22 protein-coding genes and 2 tRNA genes are annotated in these 25,063 nt (G+C 64.7%); 17 read left to right on the top strand and 7 right to left on the bottom strand.

Features of this window, described 5'->3' with window-relative positions; translation table 11 throughout:
- The first annotated feature begins 77 nt into the window (after positions 1–77).
- On the top strand, positions 78–2,588 hold the full coding sequence (locus tag CEJ42_RS11930; RefSeq protein WP_243397846.1) for a fimbria/pilus outer membrane usher protein: 2,511 nt from the start codon (positions 78–80) through the stop codon (positions 2,586–2,588).
- Between the two features lie 251 nt (positions 2,589–2,839).
- Here the strand turns inward: CEJ42_RS11930 and CEJ42_RS11925 are convergent.
- The 4 genes from CEJ42_RS11925 to CEJ42_RS11910 all read right to left on the bottom strand — a co-directional run bounded on the left by CEJ42_RS11925 (position 2,840) and on the right by CEJ42_RS11910 (position 6,422).
- Positions 2,840–2,915 (bottom strand) — tRNA-His (locus tag CEJ42_RS11925).
- Between the two features lie 368 nt (positions 2,916–3,283).
- Positions 3,284–4,105: a glutamate racemase gene (murI, locus tag CEJ42_RS11920; protein ID WP_165774425.1), complete on the bottom strand. Its 822-nt coding sequence runs from the start codon at positions 4,103–4,105 to the stop codon at positions 3,284–3,286.
- 118 nt (positions 4,106–4,223) lie between these two features.
- Positions 4,224–5,765 carry a fumarate hydratase gene (locus tag CEJ42_RS11915; RefSeq protein WP_088751210.1) on the bottom strand — a complete coding sequence of 514 codons (1,542 nt, stop codon included), beginning with the start codon at positions 5,763–5,765 and terminating at the stop codon, positions 4,224–4,226.
- 33 nt (positions 5,766–5,798) lie between these two features.
- Positions 5,799–6,422 (bottom strand): YqhA family protein, encoded by a 624-nt coding sequence (locus tag CEJ42_RS11910; protein WP_079218889.1) that lies wholly within the window; start codon positions 6,420–6,422, stop codon positions 5,799–5,801.
- A gap of 428 nt (positions 6,423–6,850) precedes the next feature.
- Here CEJ42_RS11910 and acs point away from each other — a divergent pair, with 428 nt between their 5' ends.
- From acs to CEJ42_RS25380, 9 genes are all read left to right on the top strand, one after another.
- Positions 6,851–8,833, top strand: a complete 1,983-nt coding sequence (gene acs / locus CEJ42_RS11905) for an acetate--CoA ligase (protein ID WP_079218890.1) — start codon at positions 6,851–6,853, stop codon at positions 8,831–8,833.
- A gap of 196 nt (positions 8,834–9,029) precedes the next feature.
- Positions 9,030–9,120, top strand: a tRNA-Ser gene (locus CEJ42_RS11900).
- 317 nt (positions 9,121–9,437) lie between these two features.
- Positions 9,438–10,121 (top strand): PEP-CTERM sorting domain-containing protein, encoded by a 684-nt coding sequence (locus tag CEJ42_RS11895; protein ID WP_088751209.1) that lies wholly within the window; start codon positions 9,438–9,440, stop codon positions 10,119–10,121.
- Between the two features lie 242 nt (positions 10,122–10,363).
- A complete protein-coding gene (locus CEJ42_RS25020) occupies positions 10,364–10,501 on the top strand; it encodes a hypothetical protein (protein ID WP_165774424.1) in 138 nt (45 codons plus the stop codon).
- 550 nt (positions 10,502–11,051) lie between these two features.
- On the top strand, positions 11,052–12,194 hold the full coding sequence (locus tag CEJ42_RS11890; RefSeq protein ID WP_079218953.1) for a porin: 1,143 nt from the start codon (positions 11,052–11,054) through the stop codon (positions 12,192–12,194).
- The gene (locus CEJ42_RS11885; protein ID WP_088751208.1) at positions 12,194–12,919 is read left to right on the top strand and encodes an ABC transporter ATP-binding protein; all 726 of its coding nucleotides are present in this window, start codon (positions 12,194–12,196) and stop codon (positions 12,917–12,919) included. Before CEJ42_RS11890 ends, CEJ42_RS11885 begins: the two co-directional genes overlap by 1 nt.
- Positions 12,920–12,980: 61 nt before the next feature.
- On the top strand, positions 12,981–13,874 hold the full coding sequence (locus CEJ42_RS11880) for an ABC transporter substrate-binding protein (RefSeq protein WP_338034031.1): 894 nt from the start codon (positions 12,981–12,983) through the stop codon (positions 13,872–13,874).
- A gap of 18 nt (positions 13,875–13,892) precedes the next feature.
- Positions 13,893–15,602, top strand: a complete 1,710-nt coding sequence (locus CEJ42_RS11875; RefSeq protein ID WP_088751207.1) for an ABC transporter permease — start codon at positions 13,893–13,895, stop codon at positions 15,600–15,602.
- Positions 15,603–15,763: 161 nt separating this feature from the next.
- The gene (locus tag CEJ42_RS25380) at positions 15,764–15,892 is read left to right on the top strand and encodes a hypothetical protein (protein WP_269087221.1); all 129 of its coding nucleotides are present in this window, start codon (positions 15,764–15,766) and stop codon (positions 15,890–15,892) included.
- A gap of 15 nt (positions 15,893–15,907) precedes the next feature.
- On the opposite strand, the gene CEJ42_RS11870 is transcribed toward CEJ42_RS25380, so the two are convergent.
- Both CEJ42_RS11870 and CEJ42_RS11865 read right to left on the bottom strand, forming a co-directional pair.
- Positions 15,908–17,017, bottom strand: coding sequence for a porin (locus tag CEJ42_RS11870; protein WP_243397845.1), 1,110 nt, complete (start codon positions 17,015–17,017; stop codon positions 15,908–15,910).
- A 329-nt stretch (positions 17,018–17,346) separates the two neighbouring features.
- Positions 17,347–17,991 (bottom strand): GntR family transcriptional regulator, encoded by a 645-nt coding sequence (locus CEJ42_RS11865; RefSeq protein ID WP_079218958.1) that lies wholly within the window; start codon positions 17,989–17,991, stop codon positions 17,347–17,349.
- Positions 17,992–18,235: 244 nt separating this feature from the next.
- Here CEJ42_RS11865 and CEJ42_RS11860 point away from each other — a divergent pair, with 244 nt between their 5' ends.
- The gene (locus tag CEJ42_RS11860) at positions 18,236–18,706 is read left to right on the top strand and encodes a VOC family protein (protein WP_088751205.1); all 471 of its coding nucleotides are present in this window, start codon (positions 18,236–18,238) and stop codon (positions 18,704–18,706) included.
- A 151-nt stretch (positions 18,707–18,857) separates the two neighbouring features.
- Here CEJ42_RS11860 and CEJ42_RS11855 read toward each other — a convergent pair whose 3' ends face one another.
- Positions 18,858–19,802 (bottom strand): 2-hydroxyacid dehydrogenase, encoded by a 945-nt coding sequence (locus CEJ42_RS11855; RefSeq protein ID WP_088751204.1) that lies wholly within the window; start codon positions 19,800–19,802, stop codon positions 18,858–18,860.
- Positions 19,803–19,999: 197 nt separating this feature from the next.
- On the opposite strand from CEJ42_RS11855, the gene CEJ42_RS11850 reads away from it, so the two are divergent.
- From CEJ42_RS11850 to CEJ42_RS11825, 6 genes are all read left to right on the top strand, one after another.
- Positions 20,000–20,878 (top strand): fumarylacetoacetate hydrolase family protein, encoded by an 879-nt coding sequence (locus tag CEJ42_RS11850; protein ID WP_338064255.1) that lies wholly within the window; start codon positions 20,000–20,002, stop codon positions 20,876–20,878.
- Between the two features lie 78 nt (positions 20,879–20,956).
- Positions 20,957–21,964, top strand: coding sequence for an ABC transporter substrate-binding protein (locus CEJ42_RS11845; RefSeq protein WP_088751203.1), 1,008 nt, complete (start codon positions 20,957–20,959; stop codon positions 21,962–21,964).
- A gap of 39 nt (positions 21,965–22,003) precedes the next feature.
- The gene (locus tag CEJ42_RS11840) at positions 22,004–22,546 is read left to right on the top strand and encodes a VOC family protein (RefSeq protein ID WP_088751202.1); all 543 of its coding nucleotides are present in this window, start codon (positions 22,004–22,006) and stop codon (positions 22,544–22,546) included.
- 22 nt (positions 22,547–22,568) lie between these two features.
- A complete protein-coding gene (locus CEJ42_RS11835; RefSeq protein WP_079218964.1) occupies positions 22,569–23,312 on the top strand; it encodes an ABC transporter permease in 744 nt (247 codons plus the stop codon).
- A gap of 13 nt (positions 23,313–23,325) precedes the next feature.
- Positions 23,326–24,138, top strand: a complete 813-nt coding sequence (locus tag CEJ42_RS11830) for an ABC transporter ATP-binding protein (protein WP_088751434.1) — start codon at positions 23,326–23,328, stop codon at positions 24,136–24,138.
- Positions 24,138–25,058: an alpha/beta hydrolase gene (locus CEJ42_RS11825; RefSeq protein ID WP_088751201.1), complete on the top strand. Its 921-nt coding sequence runs from the start codon at positions 24,138–24,140 to the stop codon at positions 25,056–25,058. Before CEJ42_RS11830 ends, CEJ42_RS11825 begins: the two co-directional genes overlap by 1 nt.
- Positions 25,059–25,063 lie beyond the last annotated feature (5 nt).

Below are 25,063 nucleotides of genomic sequence, written 5' to 3'. Positions count from 1 at the left end.
AACCATTCTGCGCCGTCGTATTCGGTGCCATGGCGGCTATGCATGTGCATCTCGCGCATGCAGAGAAAAAGACGACATTGGCCCAGGTAGAGTTCGGGAACGATTTTCTGTGGCGCGATGGACATGGCGGCATCGACACTTCCCGCTTTGGCGGTAGCAATCCGGTGATTCCGGGCAGCTATCGCGTGGATCTCTATGTGAACGGCGCCTGGATGGGGCGGCAGGACGTGGTCTTTCGCACTCCCGCCGACGGAAATGAGGCCAGCGCCTGCTTCACTCGTTCTTTGCTCGACGCCGTCGGTGTGGATTTCGCAAAACTGAGCCCGGAAACCATCGAGACGATCAAGGCGGCCGGTGCCAACAGTTGCCTCGCGCTGGAAAACATCGTGCCCGATGCAACGGTGAAATTCGACAGCGGCGACCTGCGCATGGACATCGGTATCCCCCAGATTTCCATGCGCCGCAGCGCGCGCGGTTATGTCAGCCCCGAGCTGTGGGACAAGGGCGTGACGGCCGGCATGCTCAGCTACAACTTCAACGCCTATCGCACCAGTTTCAGCGAGCAGACCAACACCTCGTATTATCTGGGCCTGAATGGCGGGCTCAATCTGGGCGACTGGCGTTTGCGCAACAGCTCGTCGGTGATGAAGCAGTCCAGCGGCGGCACGCGCTTCCAGACGATCGCTTCCTACGCGCAGCGCAGCATCGTGCCCTTGAGCAGCATGCTGACCGTCGGCGACTTCTTTACCTCAGGCCAGTTGTTCGACAGCATTTCCTATCGTGGCGTCCAGATGGCGTCCGACCCCCGCATGTTGCCGGAATCCCAGACCGGTTATGCCCCGGTGGTGCGTGGCGTGGCGCGTTCGAACGCCAAGGTGCGTATCTCGCAGAACGGCGTCGTGATCTACGAGACCACCGTATCGCCGGGACAGTTTGAGATCACCGACCTGAATCCGACCGGTTTCGGCGGCGACCTGCAGGTGGTGGTCACCGAAGCCGATGGCGCGCAATCGAGCTTCAGCGTGCCGTACGCATCGGTGGCGCAGTTGCTGCGCCCGGGCAGCGACCGTTACAGCGTCATCGCCGGTCGCACCCGCAGCAATGGTTCCGGCAAGGACGTCAACTTCGTACAGTCCACTTACGAACGGGGGATTTCCAATGAGCTGACGCTGTTCGGCGGTACGCAGCTTGCGCCGGAGTACCTGGCCCTGACCGGCGGCAGCGCCTTCAGCACGCCGATCGGCGCGATGTCGGCCAGCGTCACCCAGTCCCATGCCAAGGTCGGTGAGAACGATACGCGCAACGGCCAGAGCATGCGCCTGGACTACAGCAAGTTCCTCGAGAGCACCGATACCAACTTCACCCTTGCCGCGTATCGCTACTCCAGCAGCGGCTTCTTGCGGCTGCAGGACCTGATCGGGTTGAAGCAGCTGGCCGATCGCGGACAAAGCCTCGCGCTGCAAGACCGCCAGCGCAGCCAGTTCCAGCTCAACATCACCCAGCGCCTGGGCGAGGGACGCGGGTCGTTCTACCTCACCGGTTCGTCGCTGAACTATTGGAACCGCCCGGGTTCGACCACGCAATACCAGATCGGATACAGCAACAACTGGAGTGTCGCCAGCTATAGCCTTGCATTGCAGCGTCAGCGCGACCTTGCCAGCGGGCAGACCAACACCCAGTATTTCGCCAGCATGTCGCTGCCGCTGGGGCGCGAGATATATTCACCGATGCTCAGCACCAGCATGTCGCGCGATTCGCGCAGCGGAACCGCCATGCAGGCTACGCTGAACGGCACCGCAGGCGAGGACAACGCGTTTTCCTACGGCGTGAGCAGCGCGAAGAACCCGGGCAACGTCAACTCGTCCGTCAATGCGCAATACCGTGCGCCGTATGCCACCATCGGCGGCAGTTACGGCTACGGCAGCGGCGGCTCGCGCCAGATGTCGGCGCAGGTGTCCGGGGCGCTGGTCGCCCACGCCGGCGGCGTGATCCTGTCGCAGGCGCTGGGCGACACCATCGCCATTGTCGAGGCGCAGGCCGCGGGCGGCGCCATGGTCAACAGCTCCGGCGTGCGCGTGAGCGATAGCGGCTATGCGGTGGTTCCTTACCTGACGCCGTATCGCACCAACGAAGTCGTCGTGGACCCCAAGGGCACGTCCACCGATGTCGAGATGAAGGTCACCAGCCAGCGCGTGGCGCCTTATGCCGGCGCCGTGGTGCTGATGAAATATGAAACCGCCAGCGGCCGTTCGTTGCTGATCAAGGCCATCCAGTCCGGCGGCGATCCCGTGCCGTTCGGCGCCGAGGTGCGAGACGAGCGCAACAACGTGGTCGGCATGGCCGGCCAGGGCGGCATCATTTTCGTGCGGCTGGCGGAGCAGGAGGCCGGCGCATTGAACGTGAAGTGGGGAAATGGGCGCAAGGAGCAGTGCTCGCTCGACTATGCCGTGAGTGTGCGCGGCAAGGTGAGCAAGGACGCGGTGATGGAACAGATCAGCGCGACCTGCGAGACCCCGGCCGAGGTGGTCAAGCGCAAGAACGCGCCCGAGATGGTCAGCCGGGAAGGCGGAGCCGCCGGCAAGTCCTGATCGACGCGCAGCGGTCGCCCGATTCGCGCGAGCATGGAAAAGATGTCCGCATTGCCCTTGCCAGGGCATGCGGACTTTTTTTCGACGGGGAGGAGGGCAAGGTCATGCGCGCCGCTGCATGCAACCGCATCCATGATGCATCTAAGAGATATGCGATACGCGGCAAGTCGACCACGACGTATGGACGAAAAAAAAGAGCCTCAAGGCTCTTTTTGCTTGCAGATCCGTGTTGCGCGATCCGCTGAATCCGGTGGGGTGGCTGATGGGACTCGAACCCACGACGACAGGAATCACAATCCTGGACTCTACCAACTGAGCTACAGCCACCACTGATGCACCGATGCTTGGGGTTGAATTACTGCCCGTCATCAGTGAAGCGCACGATTATATAAAGCTTTGCCAAGGATGGCAACTAAATTCCCGATTTCTTTCCAACATTCCTCCCGGGGCCGCCAAAGCGCGCATCGGGCACGGCAAAACGCCGGCTTTGCCGGTTTTTTTTCCGATGCGTGGACGCGATGACGAAATAAGGCAATGGCTGCAGGCTAAGCCGCGCGGTTCGCCGGTGTCAAGGGATACGAACAATGACAACACCTGGACTTGCCGGCGCAAACGCCGATGCAAACTCATCCGCCGCGCATTTGCCGTTCCGCACGCAGTAGGCATGGCGGGCAGGGCAGAGGGCAGGCGTGTGCCTAGCCTTGCCCCAACGCATGCACTTCGGGGCGCAGGCGCAGCAGGGTGGCGAAAGCCTGCTCCAGCGTCGATTGGCTGGCGGTGGTGTAACCGGCCAGCGATCCCTGCGGGGCATCGGCCAGCAGGCCGTCGGCTTCCAGCAGCCGCACCAGTTGCCGCGTGACGGCGTCGCCGGTATCGACGATCGCCGGCACGCTGGTCGCCAGCCGCCGGCAGACGCTTTCGATGGCTTCGCGCACGAAGGGATAGTGCGTGCAGCCGAGCACCAGCGTGTCGGCCTGTTGCGCCAGCAGCGGCGCGAGATAGCGCTCCAGCAAGCCCACCGTGGCCGGCGAATGCAGCTCGCCCTTTTCGATCAGGTCCACCAGCCCGACGCACGCCTGCGGCAGGTAGCGCACCTTGTACTGGTTTTCCATCTGCTGCTGCAGCAGCGCGAAACGCTTGCTGGCCAGCGTGCTGCGTGTGGCCAGTACCCCGACTACACCGCTTCGGGTCTGTTGCGCCGCCGGTTTCAGGCCGGGCTCGATGCCGACCACCACCAGCTGTGGCCAGCGTTCGCGGATGGCCTGGATCGCGGCGGCGGTGGCGGTATTGCAGGCCACCACCAGCGCCTTGACCCGGCGCTCGATGAAGAAGGAGGCAATCGCCAGCGAACGCGCCACGATTTCTTCTTCGGTCCGGTCGCCGTAGGGCGCGTAGCCGGAGTCGGCGAAGTAGAGCAGCTGTTCGCGGGGCAGGGCGGCGTGCACATGGCGCAGCACCGACAGGCCGCCGACGCCGGAATCGAAAATGCCGACGGCAGCGTCGGCTGCCGTCGGCATTGGGGGAACTGCCTTGTCTGTCTGCGTCATCGCGGAAGAAACCATGGAACCTGATTGCTTCATGTTACCGAATTTTCTCCCGCGATGATGCCTGCCAGATCGAACGACGCGCGCGCGATCAGGCCGTGGTCACGGGGATCTTGGACAGGGAGACGCTTTGCGCGATCTTCTCTTTCCATTCCGCCGGGCCGGTGTTGTGCACCGAGATGCCGTTGGCGTCGACCGCCACCGTGACCGGCATGTCCTTGACGTCGAACTCGTAGATCGCTTCCATGCCCAGGTCGGCGAAGCCCAGCACCTTGGCCGACTTGATCGCCTTGGACACCAGGTAAGCCGAGCCGCCCACCGCCATCAGGTAAGCCGACTTGTGCTTCTTGATCGCCTCGATCGCGGTCGGGCCGCGCTCGGACTTGCCGATCATCGAGATCAGGCCGGTCTGCTCCAGCATCATGTCGGTGAACTTGTCCATGCGGGTCGCGGTGGTCGGGCCGGCCGGGCCCACCACTTCGTCGCGCACCGGATCGACCGGGCCGACGTAGTAGATCACGCGGTTGGTGAAGTCCACCGGCAGCTTCTCGCCACGGGCCAGCATGTCCTGGATGCGCTTGTGCGCGGCGTCGCGGCCGGTCAGCATCTTGCCGTTCAGCAGCAGGGTCTGGCCCGGTTTCCAGGAAGCGACTTCTTCCTTGGTCAGCGTGTCCAGGTTCACGCGCTTGGATTTCTCGGTGTCCGGCACCCAGTGCACTTCCGGCCATTCCGACAGCGACGGCGGTTCCATGTAGGCCGGGCCCGAGCCGTCCAGCACGAAGTGGCCGTGGCGGGTGGCGGCGCAGTTGGGGATCATGGCGACCGGCTTGGAGGCGGCGTGCGTCGGGTGCATCATGATCTTCACGTCCAGTACCGTGGTCAGGCCGCCCAGGCCTTGCGCACCAATGCCCAGCGCGTTGACCTTGTCGCACAGTTCGATGCGCAGCTCTTCGGTCTTGTTGTTGGGGCCGCGCTTCTTCAACTCGTACATGTCGATGTCGTCCATCAGCACTTCCTTGGCCATCAGCATGGCCTTCTCGGCGGTGCCGCCGATGCCGATGCCCAGCATGCCCGGCGGGCACCAGCCGGCGCCCATGGTCGGCACCGTCTTCAGGACCCAGTCCACCAGGTTGTCGGACGGGTTCAGCATCACGAACTTGGTCTTGTTTTCCGAGCCGCCGCCCTTGGCGGCGATGCGCACGTCCACCGTATTGCCCGGCACCAGCTCCATGTGGATCACGGCCGGGGTGTTGTCCTTGGTGTTCTTGCGCTCGAACTGCGGGTCGGCCACGATCGAGGCGCGCAGCACGTTGTCCGGGTGCATGTAGCCCTGGCGCACACCTTCGTTGACGGCGTCGGCGATCGAACCGCTGAAGCCTTCGAAGCGCACGCCCATGCCCACCTTCAGGAACACGTTGACGATGCCGGTGTCCTGGCAGATCGGGCGCTTGCCCTCGGCGCACATGCGCGAGTTGGTCAGGATCTGGGCGATGGCGTCCTTGGCGGCCGGGTTCTGCTCGGCCTCATAGGCGCGCGCCAGGTGCTGGATGTAGTCCACCGGGTGGTAGTAGCTGATGTACTGCAGCGCGGCGGCTACGGATTCGATGAGATCGTCTTGCTTGATGATGGTCATGGCTGGTTCTCTCGGGTTTGGAATGGGGTGTCGTCAGTGAGGCTTGTCAGGCGAATCAGAAGACGGCGGCGCGGGATGTGCCATCAGCTTGTCGCAATATGCGATGGCCATGGCGGAAACAAGGAAGGTCACGTGGATGCCGGTCTGCGCCAGCAGCGTCTTGACGTCGTACAGGTTGGCGTTGATGAAGGTCTTCAGCAGGTGGATCGAGGAGATGCCGATGATGGCCGTGGCCAGCTTCACCTTCAGCACCGAGGCGTTCACGTGCGACAGCCATTCCGGCTGGTCGGGGTGGCCTTCGAGGTTCATGCGCGAGACGAAGGTCTCGTAGCCGCCCACGATCACCATGATCAGCAGGTTGGAAATCATCACCACGTCGATCAGCGCCAGCACCACCAGCATGATGGTCTGCTCGTTGAGCTTTTCCGGACGCGGCGCGCCGGTAATGGCCACGGCGTCCAGGATGTGATCCAGCGAAGCGGCGTTGCCCATGGCGGCGCCGATCAGGTCCGACAGCTCCACCCAGAAGTGATAGACATAGACGCACTGCGCCAGGATCAGGCCCAGGTAGAGCGGCAGTTGCAACCAGCGGCTCATGAAAATCAGGTTGGGCAGGATGCCGATCTTGCGGGGGGATTGGGGTTTCGGATCTTTCATGAAAGTCGATGGCTGGATGCTTGATTCTGGCGAGGTATGGCTGGATCCGATTGTCCCGATCGCACTGCGCGATCGGCCTCGAATTTGGGGCCGTATTTTACACGGCCTTGCGCACCGGCTCGCGGCGGCGCGCAAGAGAAATCGCCGCCGAATGCGAGCCGCGCAGTGCCTGCGGGAAACATCGGCCTGTGCCACAATGAAGGCAATGTGAACATCCCGACATCATTCAGGTCTCCCTGAATGCGGTTTTCGCCGGGCTCACCCGTGCCGGACCTGTTGTGCCGTCTTCCCGCACCGGCCGGGCCATCGCCCGCAAAGCCCTGTCGCAGCGGCGTTCCCGGCCGGGAACATTGCCTGTTGTGTAAGGACTGAGTAAGTGAAGCGGCCTATGTTCTGCGGAAAGCAAAAATTATCCTCTGGAGACTATCGTGGCAGAAATCGAAACTTTCAAACAAGAGAATCGCGTGTTCGCGCCGCCCGCCGAACTGGCCAGGAATGCCGCCATTTCCGGCATGGATGCCTACAAGGCCCTGAACGCCGAATTCGAACGCGACTACGAAGGCACCTGGGCCAAACTGGCCAAGGACAACCTGAAGTGGAACACGCCCTTCACCAAGACCCTGGACGAATCCAACGCGCCGTTCTACAAGTGGTTCGAGGACGGTCGTGTCAACGTTTCCTATAACTGCCTCGACGTCAACCTCGACAACGGCAACGCCGACAAGACGGCCATCATCTTCGAGTCCGACGACGCCAAGGTCACCAGGGTCACCTATCGCGAACTGCACCAGAAGGTCTGCCAGTTCGCCAACGGCCTGAAGTCGCTGGGCATCAAGAAGGGCGACCGCGTCGTCATCTACATGCCGATGTCGGTCGAAGGCGTGGCTGCGATGCAGGCCTGCGCCCGCATCGGCGCCACCCACTCCGTGGTGTTCGGCGGCTTCTCCGCCAAGTCGCTGCAGGAGCGCGTGATCGACGCCGGCGCCGTGGCCGTGCTGACCGCCGACTACCAGGTCCGTGGCGGCAAGCAATTGCCCCTGAAGTCCATCGTCGACGAAGCGCTGGCCATGGGCGGCTGCGACACCATCAAGAACGTGGTCGTCTACAAGCGCGCCGGCGCCGAGATCAACTGGGTCGAAGGCCGCGACCGCTGGCTCTCCGACGTCGTCGCGGGCCAGAGCGAGGTGTGCGAGCCGGAATGGGTCGACGCCGAGCATCCGCTGTTCATCCTCTACACCTCCGGCTCCACCGGCAAGCCCAAGGGCGTGCAGCACTCCTCGGCCGGCTACCTGCTGTGGGCCGTGCTGACGATGAAGTGGACCTTCGACATCAAGCCCGACGATGTCTACTGGTGTACCGCCGACATCGGCTGGATCACCGGCCATACCTACATCGCCTACGGCCCGCTGGCCGTGGGCGCGACCCAGATCGTGTTCGAAGGCGTGCCGACCTATCCCAACGCCGGCCGCTTCTGGGACATGGTCGCGCGCCACAAGGCCACCATCTTCTACACCGCGCCGACCGCGATCCGCTCGCTGATCAAGGCCGCCGACGCCGACGAGAAGGTACACCCCAAACAGTACGATCTCTCCACGCTGCGCATCCTCGGTTCGGTCGGCGAGCCGATCAATCCGGAAGCCTGGATGTGGTACTACAAGAACGTCGGCAACGAGAAGTGCCCGATCGTGGACACCTTCTGGCAGACCGAAACCGGCGGTCACATGATCTCGCCGCTGCCGGGCGCCACGCCGCAGGTGCCGGGCTCCTGCACGCTGCCGCTGCCGGGCATCACCGCCGCCATCGTCGACGAGACTGGCAATGACATCCCCAACGGCAACGGCGGCATCCTGGTGGTCAAGCGTCCCTGGCCTTCGATGATCCGCACCATCTGGAACGACCCCGAGCGCTTCAAGAAGAGCTACTTCCCCGAGGAGCTGGGCGGCACGATCTACCTCGCCGGCGACGGCGCGGTGCGCAACAAGGACACCGGCTACTTCACCATCACCGGCCGCATCGACGACGTGTTGAACGTCTCCGGCCACCGCATGGGCACGATGGAAATCGAATCGGCGCTGGTCGCCAACAGCCTGGTGGCCGAAGCCGCCGTGGTCGGCAAGCCGGACGAGACCACCGGCGAGTCGATCTGCGCCTTCGTGGTCCTGAAGCGCCCGCGTCCCACCGGCGACGAAGCCAAGCAGATCGCCAAGGAACTGCGCGACTGGGTCGCCAAGGAAATCGGCCCCATCGCCAAGCCCAAGGAAATCCGCTTCGGCGACAACCTGCCCAAGACCCGCTCCGGCAAGATCATGCGCCGCCTGCTGCGCGTGCTGGCCAAGGGCGAGGCCATCACCCAGGATGTCTCGACGCTGGAGAACCCGGCCATCCTGGATCAGCTGAAGGAAGCGCAGTAAGCGCAATGGATGAGCAGTAGAACCCGGTCGCGCGCAGCGGCGCGATCGGAGACGCCGGTGGAGCAGGGCGCATGCAGCATTCGAGCCCGCTCCACCGGCTTTTTCATTGCCGGGTGTGAAAAAACGCTGAAAAAGCTTGGATTTCGGCAAAATCTTGCTATAATCAGCGGCTTCGCAAAACGCGAACCAGGATTCTGGAGAGGTGGATGAGTGGTTTAAGTCGCACGCCTGGAAAGCGTGTATAGGTTAATAGCCTATCGGGGGTTCGAATCCCCCCTTCTCCGCCAGTATCAAGAAAAGGCCCCCAACTTGGGGGCCTTTTTCTTTGTGCGCGCCGAATGCACACATCACGTACACATCACGCGCGCATCTCGCACACATCATTGCGATTGGCCCGCATGAGGCCCTGACAGCGTGGACGAATGCTTCCGACACGTTCCCACACGCTCGCCGCCGGCGAGGACACGGCAGCCGTCCGGTTTGTCGATTTTCTTTACAAAGCCTTAACACTGAAATCATAAGTGATTGATTTTAAAGTATTAATTTTCTGGCATCAGAATTGCTAAATACCCTGGGCAAATTCAACTTACTCAGGGGAAGCTCAATGTCCATCAAGAAAATCGCCATGAAGTTCGCACTCGCCGCCGCCGTCATGGGCGTCGGTGTCGCTTCCGCCAGCGCCACCACGATCGATACCACGCCGTACTGGAATGGATCGAGCACTCTCGGCACCTTCGGTGGCAGCAGCTCCACGTCCACTTATGGCGAGACGTTCAGTGCGCCGGGCGGCGCGCTCAATGACTTCACGTTCTACGTCAACACCTTCGGACAAAGCATCGCCGCCACGGCGCAGGTCTATGCCTGGAGCGGCGCGTTCAATGGACACGGTCCCGCGACCGGCTCCGCGCTGTTCAGCCAGGCGGTCACGCTCAACAGCAGCAGCCTGCAGGCCTATACCTTCAACACCGGCGGCCTGGCGCTCAATGCAGGCAGCAGCTATGTGGCGCTGATCACGGTGACCAACACCAGCCAGGCGGGCAACGCCGTCTGGGGCTTCTTGTCCAGCAATCCTGGCGTCGCCAATGACGGCAACGTCGTCTGGTTCAACAACAACGGCAACATCTCGCTGCTCACCAGCTCTGCCTGGGACGGCCCCTGGATCAACGGCTCGCTGGCCTGGACCGCGGACTTCGCGGCCGTGCCGGAACCCGCCAGCCTGGCCCTGCTGGGCGTCGGCCTGGCCGGCCTGTGCGCAAGCCGTCGCAAGAAGAAGCCGGCGCAAGCCTGATATTGTCTTGCGCAGCGAAAGGGCCGGCTTGTCCGGCCCTTTTTCTTTTGGCGCCGCCGCTGCCGCAGGCGTCGTCGGATTCATGATCCTGTGCGGTCGCGGCCAAGTCGTCGCCGTCCGCGGCAGGCGTCATCGTTTCAGTTGAAACACGGCGCGCCGCAATTGAAATGCCGTGGTAACCCGGAACGCCCAAGATGCATCCATACCGAATGCGGTACGAACTTCATTCCAAGGAGAAAACAATGCGCATCTATTCGTTCTACTTTTTCGCGATCGTCGCGCTGCTGGCCATGGGCAGCGCCGAGGCGGCGGGTTTTGGGGGCTTCGTCGACAGCGGCGGGGCATGGCTGTCCGGCGCCCTGACCGGCAACGCACGCTGACCATCTCGCAACGGGAGAACCACATGGACTACCTCTGCCAACACATCATCGCACTGGCTCACTCCGACGTGCCCGTCATCGTCGCCGGCTGGTTCGTGCGCGTCATCTGAACCTCGTGCCGGCATCTGGCGCGGAATCTGGCACCGCCTCGATCTGAGACCTGAACCCGGAGATATCACATGGTATTTCACTACTTGAGCGCCAAAGTACCCTATGCCGAACAGGCGCTGCACTACCTGAGTTACCTCGAGCGATTCTTGCCGTTCTCCGCGGCGCCATTCTGAACTGAACACCCTTCACCGGCGTCGCGGCGGTCTTGCCGCGACCCGTTCGCGACCCGTTCATCGCCGGCGCAGTCTGCGCATTGCGCACCGGTTCACCACTCCCTCCGACTGCCGCCGGGATCCTCCTTCGGCCGGCTCGCCAACGTGTGGTCATGTCACTGAACTGACACAAACCATTCACACCCCCGAAATATTTCGACCCGATACTCTCGGCCACGTGACCGTCGGTCGCGTACCCATTTAATCCCAAAGAGGACCCACAATTCATGAACATTCACCACCGCCTCGGCGCGGCTGGCTGCCTTGCGGCTGCCTGTCTTGCGCTGCCATCCCTCGGCTTCGGCCAATCCCAGATTCCTTCTTCCAGCGTCAAGCTGTACGGCATTGTCGATACCGGCGTCGAGTATCTGACCAATGCCGCCAACGTCGGCGGCAAGGCCACCAGCCTCACGCGCATGACCCCGGGCAACATGTCCGGCTCGCGCTGGGGCGTCACCGGCAATGAAGACCTCGGGGGCGGCAGCTCCTCGTTCTTCCTGCTGGAAAGCGGCTTCGCGTCCGATACCGGCGCCATGCTGCAGGGCAATCGCCTGTTCGGCCGTCTCTCCTATGTCGGCCTGGCCGACAAGGATCTGGGCACCGTGTCGGTGGGCCGCATCGGCGGCCTGTTCCTGGATTGGGTCAGCAAGTTCAACCCGCTCAACAACGCGGTCTACGCCATCAAGATGATGGATCCGGCCTTCTCCGACCGGCTCGACAAGACCGTGCGCTACCAGCAGAAGTTCGGCCCGGTGACCACCGTCCTGCAATACAGCATGGGCTACGACAACGTCGCCTACGGCGCGCAGCCGGCCGGCGACAACCTCAAGGGCCGCGTGATGGAAGCCGGCGTGCTGTACGAAGGCGGCGACTTCGGCGCCACCCTGGTCTACGACCAGAAGAACGGCCAGACCACCAACCCGGCCGCGGCCATGACCACCGCCGTCGGCGGCTATGAGGGCAACACCGACCGCCGCCTCGGCCTGGGACTGTCGTACAAGATGGACAAGGTCGATCTCTTCGGCGGTTACCGCTACCTGAACTCGCAGGCGATCCACCTGACCGCGCTGACCAAGGGGCCGGTGCAGGCCTCCAGCCTGCTGTGGTTCGGCTCGACCTATCGCGCGACCCAGCAGCTGCAGTTCTCCGGCACGGCGATGTACCAGAAGTTCTACGGCAGCAACCTGGCGCCGATGTCCTTCCAGGTCGACATGGACTACTTCCTGTCCAAGCGCACCGACCTGTACATCAACACCGGCTACGTCATCAACCGCGGCGGCTCCGATCTTGGCCTGAACGGCTTCGCCTCCTCGGTGGTGGCGGGGCACAACCAGTTCGGTACCCAGATCGGTATCCGCCATACCTTCTGATGGCCTCGCCTACTGGCAAACCATCGGCCGGCACGTCGATCTCGGTGCGCGGACTGGGCCTGTCCTTCGACGGCCAGGCCGTGCTCTCCGAGATCGACCTGGAAGTGCCGGCCGGCACCACGCTGGCCTTGCTCGGCCCGTCCGGCTGCGGCAAGAGCACCTTGCTCAAGCTGCTGGCCGGGCTGCAGAAGCCCGGCGCCGGCAGCATCCGCTTCGGCGCTGAACTGGTCGCCGATGCCCGCACCTGCGTCGCTCCCGAGCGGCGCGGGCTGGGCATGGTGTTCCAGGACTACGCCTTGTGGCCGCACATGACGGTGGACGGCAACGTCGGCTTTCCGCTGGAGATGGCCGGCGTCGCCCGGCCCGAGCGCGAGCGGCGCGTTGCCGCCGCGCTGGCGCGCGTGGGGCTGGAGCATGTCGGCAAGCGGCGCATCTCGGCCCTGTCGGGCGGGCAGCAGCAGCGCGTCGCGCTGGCGCGCGCCATCGTCGCCGAGCCGCGCATCCTGCTGTTCGACGAGCCGCTGTCCAATCTCGACCGCGACCTGCGCGTGAGCCTGTGCCGCGAAATCGGCGACCTGCTGGCGCAGCTGGGCACCACCGCCGTGTACGTGACGCATGACCGCGAAGAGGCGCAGACGCTGGCGCATCAGGTCGTCACCCTGAAGCAGGGACGGGTCGTCCACGCTTCACACCGATCCGGGAGTCAATATAATGAAACGTTTTAGCATCCTCACTTTTTTCACCATGTCGTTATCTTTTGGGTTCGCGGCAGAACACGCAAACGCATTGACCGTCTACACCGCCGGACCCGGCAGCCTGGGCAAGAAACTCGCCCAGGGTTTCGAAAAGAAAACCGGCATCAAGGTCGACCTGTTCCAGGCCACCACCGGCAAGGTGATGGCGCGCCTGGAAGCCGAGGCCGACAACCCGCACGCCGACGTGCTCATCTCGGCCTCGTGGGACACCGCCCGCGACCTTGAGAAGCGCGGCTGGCTGCTCAACTACGAAAGCCCCAACGCCGCCCACGTGCCGGCCATGCTGAAGACGCCGTCCTATGTCGCGCAGGGCGTCTCGGCGCTGTGCATCGTCTGGAACACGCGCTCCGGCCTGCCCGAGCCGCGCGACTGGAGCGACCTGGCGCAGCCGGTCTACCGCAACAAGGTCACCATGCCCGATCCGGCCCTGTCCGGCGCCACGCTGGACCTGCTGCTGGGACTGCAGGCGCGGCTGGGCAAGCAGGCCGACGCGCTGTTCGGCAACCTGCACGGCAACGGCATGGTGGTGCTGGGGCCCAACGCCCAGGCGCTCAACCCCGTGCTGCAGGGCGCCAAGTCGGCGGTGTTCGGCGCGGTCGATTACGTCGCCTACGGCGCCGTGACCAGCGGCGAAGCGATCAAGGTGATCTTCCCCTCCAGCGGCACCGTGGTGGCGCCGCGCCCGATGATGATCCTCAAGAGCTCGCGCGCGCAGAACGAGGCGCGCGCCTTCATCGATTACGTGCTCTCGCCGCAGGGCCAGAAGATCGTCGCCGACGCCTGGCTGATCCCGGCGCGCGACGACATCGCCGCCGAGCGCCCGCTGCTGAAAGACCTGAAGCTGCTGCCGCAGGACGGCGCCGCCACGCCGGTGGTGCATGCCGAGACGCTGCAGCGCTTCTCCAGGCTGTTCGGCCAACGCTGAGCGGTTGCGATGACTTCCATGAAAACCCTGGATGCGGGCCTGCCCGCGGCGTCCGCGCGGCCGTCGCCGGCGCTGCGGGTGTCGCTGCCGCTCATGGCGCTGCTGCTGGTGCTGGGATTGCTGGTGGCGCTGCCGATAGGATTCGTCGTGCTGCAGGCGGTCTTCCCGGCGGTCAATACCGGCTCCTTCGCGCAGCCGTTCTCAGCCTTCGGCGCCGCGCTGGGCAACGAGAAGACCTTGCCGCTGCTGATGAACACGCTGCGCTTCGGCCTCGTGGTCTCGGTCGCCAGCGTGCTGATCGGCGTGCCGCTGGGGGCGCTGCGCGGGCTGTTCCGGGTGCCGCTGGCGCGCCTCTGGGACCTGCTGTTTTTGGCGCCGTTCCTGATTCCGCCTTACCTGGCCGCCCTCGGCTGGATGCTGTTCCTGCAACCGCACGGCTATCTTGAAGGCATGGCCGGGTTCGACCTCGGGCACTTCCTGTTTTCCTTCAACGGCGTGGTCGCGGCGATGACCCTGAACGTCTTCCCGGTGGTCTATTTCTCGGTGTCGCGCGCGCTGGCCGCCGTCGGCCTGCGCCTGACGGACGTGGCCCGCATCTTCGGCGCCGGGCCCTGGCGCAGCGTGCTGCGCATCACCTTGCCGCTGGTGGCGCCGTCGATTGCGGCCAGCGCCTTGCTGACTTTCATCATGGCTATCGAGGAGTTCGGCATTCCGGCGGCGCTGGGCCATCGCGCCGGCGTCGAGCTGCTGGTGACCTCGATCGAGCAGCGCTTTTCCGACTGGCCCATCGACCTGAGCGGCGCGTCGGTGTTGTCGCTGCTGCTGGCGACGCTGGCGCTGGCGGCGTTCTGGCTGCAGCATCGCCTGCTGGCCAGGCGCGGCTTCGAGGCGCATTCCGGCAAGCCGGCCGCGGCCACGCCGCGCGAGCTGGGCGCCTGGCGCTGGCCGGTGCTGCTGGCGTTCGCCCTGATCGCCGGCACCGCCACGCTGATGCCGCTGTTTGCCATCATGGCCACCGCGTTCACCCGCACGCTCTCGGGCGGGCTCAACATCGGCAACCTGACGCTGGGGCATTTCCGCGCCTTGTGGGTCGACGGCGATGGCGTGACGGCGCTGTCGACCAGCTTAAGCCTGGCCACGCTGACCGCGTTGATCACCGGCGCGCTGGGTTTGCTCAGCGCCTGGACCATCGTCAAGACGCGCATGCGCGGCCGCGCGCTGCTGGACGCGCTGACCCTGATGCCGCACGCGCTGCCCGGTGTGGTGGTCGGCGTCGGCCTGATCCTGACGTGGAACCAGTCCTTCTGGCCGATCACGCCCTACAACACCTGGGGCATCCTGCTGCTGGCCTACAGCTGCCTGCTACTGCCGTATCCGGTGCGCTACGCCGGCGCCGCGCTGCGCCAGATCGGCGACAACCTGGAGGCGGCCGCGCGCGTGCACGGCGCCACCGCCGCCCAGGCGATGCGCCGCATCGTGCTGCCGTTGACCGCGCCGGCGCTGGTGTCGTCGATGCTGATCGTCTTCGCCATCGCCTCGCGCGAGCTGGTCAATTCGCTGCTGCTGGCGCCCAGCGGCGTGCAGACCGTGTCCATCTACATCTGGCAGCAGTTCGAGCAAGGCTCGGTCGGCGACGGCATGGCCATGGGTGTGGTGACGGTGCTCACCAGCGGCACCATGCTGGCGCTCGGCTCGTACTGGAGCCGGCGTTTCGGCGACGCGCCGTGACCGCGCAACGATGAAAAAAGGCCTCCCGCGCGGAGGCCTTTTTTCATTCGCGCGGGGCGAATGTTTCAATTGAAACGCGGCTTGCCGCCTTTGCAATAAAGCTGAAAAGGGCGGGGCGCAAGATGCTTCTCACACCAACCGCACATCTCAAGGAGAACATCATGCGTATCGCCGTCTTTGCAGCAATGATGATGGTAGCTTTCGAAGCCCACGCCGGTCGCGGCGGCGCCATGCTGGCGAAGGACCTGGTCCGGCTGTTCAGCCACCTGTTCCATCAATGGGTCGGCTGAGCAGCGCCGCCGGGCTCAGAACTTGTGGGTAATGCCCAGCCCGACGCCGGCCGGGCTCTGGCCCGCGCTCAGGCCGGGAATCGGATTGGCCGACAGGTTGTAGCTGGCGTTCTGCTCATTGAAGATCTTGGTCAGCGCGCCCCACAGTTCGGTCCGTTTCGACAGGCTGTAACCGTAGCCCAGTGACACCTGCTGCGCGCCGGAAGCGGTGCCCGGCTTGCCGATGCCGCCGATGCCGGCCGCCGCATTGCCCTTGGAGCGCTCCGCCCGTACGTAGGAGGCGCGCAACTGGCCGTTGCCCACGTTGTGGGTCAGCGCGACCTGCCAGGCGTCGCGGCGCAGGCTGGTGCCGGGGGCCGGCTCGTAGCGCAGGCGCTCCCACACGAAGCGCACGCGCGTGTTGCCGAAGGAGTAGGCGCCGCCGATCTTGTTGCCGGTGTCCACCGAGCCGCCGCTGAAGTAGTCCTTGTGCTGCTCGTGGCCGTAGGCCAGGTAGAGCGGCCCGCTTTCATAGGTCAGCAGCGCCGACACCAGGCTGGGATCGCTGGTGGCGGTGCGCTCCTCGCGCGCGGCGTAGGCGATCTTGCCGACCAGACCGCCGAAGTTGGGCGTCGAATACTGCACCAGGTTCTTCTGGCGGCGGTCGAACGAGGCCGGCGACTGGGCGTTGGCCGCCGTGGTGAAGCCGTTGCCCATGATGGAGTTGGAGGCGAAGATGCCGGCCGTGAACGGATCGATCGCATAGACCGAGACGAAGCGGTAGGGCGTTTCATACTGCCCGGCGAAGATCTCGCCCAGGCTGCCGCGCAACCCGACGTTGTCGTTGCGGTCGGCAAAGCTGCCGGCGCCGGTGTCCACGCCCACGTTGGACTCGATCTGGAAGAACGCCTGCAGGCCGCCGCCGAGGTCTTCCACCCCCTTGAAGCCCAGCACCGACAAATTGTTGGACACCCGGCCCATGCGTCCCTGGCCGCCTTTGGCGCCGCCGGCCCAGACGCTCTCCACGTCGACCTTCAGGAACCCGTAGATGGTCACCGCATCGCTCTGCGCCCGCGCCGATGTTGGCCCCAGCGCCAGCGCGGCCATGCCCGCGGCCAGGATGGCCGCTTTCTTCGTCTGCTTCATGCTTGGTCTCCTCCTTGTGATGTTTGTCATCTTCTGGAAGAAATCCTAATCCATATGAATTTATATGTATACGGATAAATTATTAATGAATTTATTTGTTGTTTTTGGTATTTCTCGTTCTGCGGGGAAAACGCTCCCGACGGGCGCGCGGAGGTGCCGGCCGACACTGCCCGGATGACAGGTGAAAGCGCAGCAAGGGAGCGGATTCAGTAGCGGGACGGCAGCGACAAACGACAATGCCGTCGCGCGCCAGGACGGGACGGCATTGAGGAGGAAAAGGGTGTGGAAGGGGGCGTGCCGCCGGCTGCGAAGCCCGCCGCCGGCGGCGTTCAGCCTTGGTGTTCCTTGATCACTTCCAGCACGTGGATGCTCAGGCGCGTGGTGTGGTTGCGCATGGCCAGGTAGGCCTTCTCGGGATCGGACGCCAGGATCGCCGAGATGATCGCGTCATGCTCGTCGTGCGACATCGTCAGGCGCTTGTCCACGCCGGTCTGGGCCGCGCGGAACATGGCCAGGCGGTCGCGCAGGTTGTCGATCATGTCCGACAGGCTCTTGTTGTGGGCGCCGGCGCAGATCAGGTGGTGGAATTTCTTGTTCAGCGCCAGGTAGCCGGCGTCGTCGCCGTTGGCCACGCACTCCTGGCTTTCCAGGTGCACCAGCTCCAGCTGCTTCTTCTGCACCGCGCTCATGCGCTCGGCGCAGATGCGGCAGCACAGCGCCTCCAGTTCGCACATGGCTTCCAGCATGTCGGACAGCTCTGCCACGCCGATGCTGGTGACGATGCCGCCCTTGCGCGGCTTGAGCTCGATCATGCCGCGCGCGGCCAGTTCGCGCAGCGCCTGGCGGATCGGCGTGCGCGAGACCTTGAAGCGCTCCGACAGCGCGATTTCCTCCAGGGCCGAGCCCGGCGGCAGGGCGCCGCTGATGATTTCGTCGGTAAGTGTGCGGTAGATGCGAAGGGAGATGGTTTCCATTCTTGTGTTCTCGGTGTTCTTGTATGGCCCCGCGTTGAACCGGGGCAACGATATCCGGCCGGACGTATTTTACAACGGCCGCATCATCGCAAAAATTGATTGGTGTGCCTAGAGTTGAATTAAGTGTGTCTATATATTTAATTATGAATACATTTAAAAAATAAAGTATACATATAAAAACCTATTCAGTAGAATCAGCCGCATCAGGCAACGACCATTCAATCAAAAAGAGGAGGCAGGCAACATGGCTAACAAATTGCGTCACATCGCTATTTCGGTCCCCGATCCCTGGAAGACCGCCGAGTTCTACCAGCAGGCGTTCGGTTTCAAGAAAGTCGGCGAGACCGACTCCTCGTTGGCGCGCGGGGTCTACCTCAGCGACGGCACCATGTCGCTGGCGCTGCTGAACTACAAGACCGACGAAGCCGCCGGCGATCGCGGCCGCGACTACGTCGGCCTGCACCACATCGGCGTCTGGGTCGACAACATCGTCGACGCCCGCCGCGAGGTCGAGCAGGCCGGCGGCCAGTACTACATGGGCGAGGTGCCGGTGAAGGGCAACATCTTCTACGAGGTCAAGTACAAGGACCCCGACGGCGTCATCTGCGACCTCACCGACCACGGCTGGGGCGGCGCCTCCAAGGACGGCGTCCAGGATGCCGGCGGCCCGGCGCTGCGCCATCCCGACCTGCAGGCCGACCGCAGCGGCCTGTGAGCGCTTCCGTATTCATTTTCAACTTTGTATCCGCTCCCGGCGATGCCGGGGGCAGTTGCTGAGCTGTACCGGCTTCTCTGAGGTGGGGAGCGTTGCCGTCGTCCTGTTGCATGCAGCAGGCGGCGGCATTTTTCATGGCCGCCCGCCTGCCTCATTGCGCGACCTGGTGCGGCGGCGCTTCGCCGTTGGCGGTGGCCGTCAAGGCCGCGATGAACATGCGCAGCTGGGTTTGCAGCGCCTCCGGCGAGCGGCCGGAGATGTGCGGCGTCAGCAGCAGGTTGTCCAGCGCGCTGAACTCCGGCGGCAACGCCGGCTCGCCGTCCACCACGTCCAGCGCCGCGCCGGCGATGCGCCGCTGGCGCAGTGCCGCCACCAGGGCGGCGGTGTCGACCACGCTGCCGCGCGCGATGTTGATCAGGAAGCCCTGCGGGCCCAGCGCATCCAGCGCCGCCGCGTCGATCAGGTGGCGCGTGGCCGGGCCGCCGGGGCAGGCCAGGATCAGGTAGTCGCTGGCGGCGGCCAGCGCCGGCACGCCCGGGTAGTGGCGATAGGGCGAGTCCGCGCGCGCGCGGCGCGTGTGGTAGCCGATCTCCATGTCGAAGGCGGCGGCGCGGCGCGCGATCTTCTCGCCGATGTTGCCCAGGCCGACGATGCCCAGACGCTTGCCGTTGACGGTGGGGCGGGCGGCGCGGCTGCCGTCCCAGCGACCGGCCTTGACCGCGCCGTCCAGCAGGTGCAGGCCGCGCGAGATCCCCAGCATCAGCGCCATCGCGTGGTCCGCCACGGTGGCGTCGTTGGCGCCGGGGGCGTGGGTGACGGCGATGCCGCGTCCGTGGGCGGCCTGTACATCGATGTTCTCGTAGCCGGCGCCGAAGGCGGCGACCAGGCGCAGCTGCGGCAGCGCATTCATCTGCGCGGCGCACAGCCCGGTCGAGCCGTTGGTCAGCAGGTAGCGCACCCGGCCCAGTTGCGGGTCGTCCCAGTCCACGCCGTTGGGCACATAGCGCAGGGGCGGCAGCCCGGGCTCGGCGCGCAGCTGCGCCAGCAGGGCATCGGCCAGGGGAATCAGGATCAACAGTTCTGCGGCGGTGCTCATGTGTGCTTTCTCCGGCTATATGAATACGTTGTGAAGTGATGGAGAAAATTTTTGCACATTTGTATTGCAATGTATACGTATAAGTTTTAATGTATTCATATAACGTATCCGATGTTCATAATTCTGGAAGGGGAGACATTTTGGTTTGGCATGCGATAGCGACATATGAGCAAGGTGGCCAGGCGCGTTCCGCGCTGGTGCTGGGTGATGAACTGTTCGACATGGTCGGGGTGGTGAGCGCTGCTCGCGCCGGCGGCCTGGCGGCTGCCGAGATTCCCAGCGTGGCCGCGCTGATCGACGCCTGGGAGACGCAGGGCGGCCAGCTGCGCGCCCTGGCCGAGGCCGCGCAGGGCATGCGCGCCGCCGGCGCGATCAGGCCGCTGGCGGCGGGTTACACGCTGGCGGTGCCGTTCGTGCCGGGGCGCATCTTCGCCACCGCCTCCAACTACTACGACCACGCGGCCGAGATGGGCACCGAGCTGGCGCCGCGCGCCGAGAGTTCGCCCTATTGCTTCATGAAGGCCGAGACCAGCGTGACGGCCACCGGCACCGACGTGGTGATGCCCGGCGACACCGAGAAGCTGGACTGGGAGGTCGAGCTGGCGGTGGTCATCGGCCGCACCTGCAAGGACGTGCCGGTGGCGCAGGCCTACGACGTGATCGCCGGCTACACCGTCTTCAACGACATCAGCGCGCGCGACCTCAACCGCCGCAGCGACTATCCGTTCAAGCACGACTGGTTCCGCGGCAAGAGCTTTGACACCTTCGGTCCGATGGGGCCGTGGATCGTGCCGCGCGATTGCATTGCCGACCCGCAAAAGCTGCGCATGCAGTTGCAGGTCAACGGCGATGTGATGCAGGATGACACTGCGGAAGGCATGATCTTCAACATCGCCGAGCAGATCGCCTATCTGTCGGGCATCCTCACGCTCAAGCCGGGCGACATGATCGCCACCGGCACGCCGGACGGCGTGGGCATGGGGCGCGGCGTCTATCTCAAGCCGGGCGATGAAATGGTGGCCTCGATCGAACGCATCGGCAGCATCCGCAACAAGGTGGTCGCGGCGGCGCGCTGACGGCCGGGGGACCGGTTCGCGCCGGTCCCTCGCGCCTGCAGATCCTGCCTCATCCCGCGACACCCTATGGAGAATGGAATGGTCATCAGCAACAGCATCAAGCGTCTCATGTGTACCCTCGCGGCCGGAGCGTGCTGCGCCCTGGCGGCGTTGCCGGCGTGGTCGGCCGACAAGGTCAAGTTCAACCTGGCCTGGCTGCCGCAGGGCAGCACCGGCGGCATCCTGGTCGCCATCGCCAAGGGCTTCTACGCCGAGGCCGGGCTGGACGTCACCGCCGTGCGCGGCTACGGCGGCCAGCGCACCGTCAATGAAATCGACCAGGGCCTGTTCGAGTTCGGCTACGGCGACCCCATCAGCGTCATGCTCAACCGCGTGCAGGGCGGCAAGACCGTGATGGTCGGCGTCATCAACACCCAATGGCCGGCGGCCCTGTGCTACGCCGAAAAGCCCGGCCGCAAGCTGGCGCGCCCGGCCGACCTCAAGGGGCTGTCGCTGGGCGGCGGCGCCGCCTCGCCGCTGCAGAACATCGTGCCCAGCTGGCTGCAGGCCAACCAGCTGCCGGTAGACCACATCAAGCTGCTGCGGCTGGACCCCTCGGTCATCAACTCGTCCTTCCTGGAAGGGCGCATCGACCTGGCCGAATGCTGGGAGGGCGCCAACAAGCCCATCCTCGAAGCGCTGCTGCAAAAGGAAGGCAAGAAGCTGGGCTGGATGCGCTACCGCGACTTCAACCTCAACCTCTACGGCAACGGCATCGTCACCAGCGACAAGCTGGTCGCCGACAACCCCGGCCTGGTCAAGCGCTTCGTGCAGGCGACCTATCGCGGCTATGAGTTCCAGCGCAGCCATCCGAAGGAAGCCGCCGACGCCATCGCCTCGCAGCAGAAGCTGATGGACAAGGGCATCCTGCTGCAGCAGATCGCCGAGACCAACCAGATCATCGACGACGCCGGCGCCGCCAACAAGAAGCTGGGCTGGATGCGCGAAGACCGCATGAACGCCACCGTCGATTTCGTGAAGAAGGCGTTCAACGTACAGGCGCCGGTCAAGGCGTCGGACATCTATACCAACAAGTTCGTCGAATAAGGAGCCGCGCTGGCGGCATCCGGAAACAAGGAGGAGACAATGGAAAAAATACGCCCGAAGCGCCTGGGCCACCTGGTGCTGACCGTGCGCGACATCCACGCCTCGGTCAAGTTCTACACCGAGATCCTGGGCCTGGAAGTGTCGGACTGGATCAGCGACCAGATGGTGTTCCTGCGCGCCGGCACGGATCACCACGACCTGGCCCTGTCGCAGATCCCAAAGGACTCGGCAGATATCGATGACCTGCCGCGCTACACCCGGCCCGGCATGGAGCACTTCTCCTATCTGGTGGAAGACCGCGCCGAGATGGACCGCGCCGCCGAGTTCCTGCAGCACATGGGCATCGAGATCGTGCGCGGCATCGGCAAGCACGGCCCCGGCGAGAACCTGTTCCTGGTCTTCAAGGATCCCGACGGCAACAACGTCGAGATCTACTGCGAGATGACCCAGATCACGCCGGACTCCGGTTACCAGCCCAAGGTCTGGGAGCGCAACATCGAGTCTTTCGACCAGTACCGCTTCAAGCACTTCGTCGTGCCGCCGCCGCAGGCGGTGGTCGACGCCAAATCAAACAAAAAATAAAAACAAAAAACGGAGGAGACATATGAAACGCTGGATTGAAACCATCGTTTTCTGGGGCGCGTTCGCGCTCATCTGGGAATACGGCGTCGCCGCGCTGGGCATACGGCGCTACCTGCTGCCGCCGCTGTCGGCGGTGCTGCAGGCGGGCTGGGCCGAGCGCGAGATGGTCGCCGGCGACGCCTGGGTCACGCTGTGCGAGGTGCTGATCGGCTTTGCCGTGGCGGTGCTGGGCGGCGTGGTGCTGGGCATGCTGATCCACTTCAGCGCCTTCACCCGGCGCACGCTCTATCCCTTCATCACCGCGCTGCAGAGCATGCCCAAGATCGCATTGGCGCCGCTGATGATCGTCTGGTTCGGCTACGGCTTCGCCTCCAAGATCGCGGCCACCTTCCTGTTCGCCTTCTTCCCGGTGGTGATCGCCACGCTGGGCGGGCTGTCGGGCGTGGCCGCCAATCTCGACGAGCATTTCCGCGCGCTCGGCGCTTCCCGCTGGGACACCTTCTGGCGCCTGCATGTGCCGGCGGCGATGCCCAGCTTCATCGACGGCATCAAGATCTCGATGCCGCTGGCGGTGATCGGGGCCATCGTCGGCGAATTCATCGGCGCCGAAGAAGGACTGGGACACCTGATCACCCTGGCCACGGCCAACGCCAAGAGCGACCTGATGTTCGCGGCGATCCTGGTGATCACGGTGATGGCGACCTTCCTGTACTGGATCGTCGAAATGGCATCGCGCCTGGTGTGGTGGCGCGGAAAGGCGGTGTAAGGTGGGACAGATCATGACGACGACCAACCTCAAGGTGGTGGAAGAAGGCGACGCCCAGCGCGCCGAACGCAAGGACGCGATCTGCGTGCGCAATGTGTTGAAGCGTTACCCGGGCAAGAAGGCCTTCAACGCGCTGGAAGACGTCTCGCTCTCGATCCGCGAGCGCGAATTCGTCTCCATCCTGGGCCCCAGCGGCTGCGGCAAGAGCACGCTGCTGCGCATCGTCGCCGGGCTGGTGCCGCGCACCGAGGGCGAAGTGCTGGTCAACGGCAAGCCGGTGGACGGGCCTTCGCCCGAGATCGGCGTGGTGTTCCAGACCAGCAATATGCTGCCCTGGCTGACCGTGGAAAAGAACATGCTGCTGGGCGCCCGGCTGCGCAAGCTGCCCATGCAGCAGGCCGAGGGCAGGGTGCGCGAGCTGACCCGCATGCTGGGCCTGTCCGGTTTCGAGCACAGCCATCCGCACCAGCTCTCCGGCGGCATGCGCCAGCGCGCATCGATCGGCCAGATCCTGGCGCTGGACCCCTCCATCCTGCTGATGGACGAGCCCTTCGGCGCGCTCGACGCCCTCACGCGCGACCTGCTCAACGTCGAGCTGCTGCGCATCTGGCAGGAGCGCATGCAGACCGTGATGCTGATCACCCACAGTATCCAGGAGGCGGTGTTCCTGTCCGACCGGGTACTGGTGATGTCGCCGCGCCCGGGGCGCATCCTGCACGACATCCGCATCGACCTGCCGCGTCCGCGCTTGCCCGAGAACATCAAGGGCAACCCGCGCTACGGCCAGTACATCGCCGAGATCAGCAAGATCATGGGAGTGTACTGATGCCGCACCAGGTATTTCCCGGATTGCCGGCGCCGGCGCGCGAGCAGTTGCTGGCGCTGGGCCCGGTCTGGCGCAACGACATCAACCGCCATCGCCAGGCCGTGGTCGACATCTACTCGCCGTTGCACGCGGCGCAGGCCGCGGACGACGTCATCGTCACCCGCGATATCGCCTACGGCGAGCATGAGCGCCAGCGGCTGGACCTGTACCTGCCGCGCGGGCAGGCCGGGCAACCGCGCCCGATCGTGATGTTCGTGCATGGCGGCGCTTTCCTGCGCGGCAACATGAACGCCAACGCGCAGATCTACGGCAACGTGCTGTACTACTTCGCGCGCCGCGGCATGATCGGCATCAACGTCGAATACCGGCTGGCGCCGCAGGCGCCGTATCCGGCCGGTTCGCTGGATGTGGCCGCGGCGGTGGCGTGGGCCCGGGAGCACGCGCATGAATACGGCGGCGATGCGCAGCGCCTGATCCTGGTCGGCCATTCGGCCGGCGGCGCGCATGCCGCGGCCTACGTGGCCGACCCGGCGTTGCGCGAGCAGCGCAGGCAGGGCCATGGCGTGGCTGCGCTGGTGCTGATCAGCGCCAGGCTGCGCGCCGACGTGCACGCGGACAACCCAAACGCCGCCGGCGTGCGCGCCTACTGGGGCGAGGATGCCGCGCAGCATGAAGCGCGCTCGCCGGTCACGTACGCCGCCAACATCGACGTGCCGCTGATGATCGCCGTGGCCGAGCACGAGAACCCGTATCTCGATGTCTACGGCGCCGAACTGTTCTGGCGCGTCGCCCAGGCGCGCGCGCAGGCGCCGCGTTTCGTGCAGGTGCGGCACCACAACCATACCTCCATCGTGGCCCACATGGGCACCGAAGACGACATGCTGGGGCAGCAGATCCTCGATTTCATCGGGACGCCCTGAAGTCC

This window comes from Herbaspirillum robiniae (genome assembly GCF_002213415.1).
Taxonomy (GTDB): Bacteria; Pseudomonadota; Gammaproteobacteria; order Burkholderiales; family Burkholderiaceae_D; genus Herbaspirillum; species Herbaspirillum robiniae.
The sequence above is the reverse complement of the archived record's forward strand: the minus strand, read 5'-3'. Positions and strand labels throughout refer to the sequence as shown.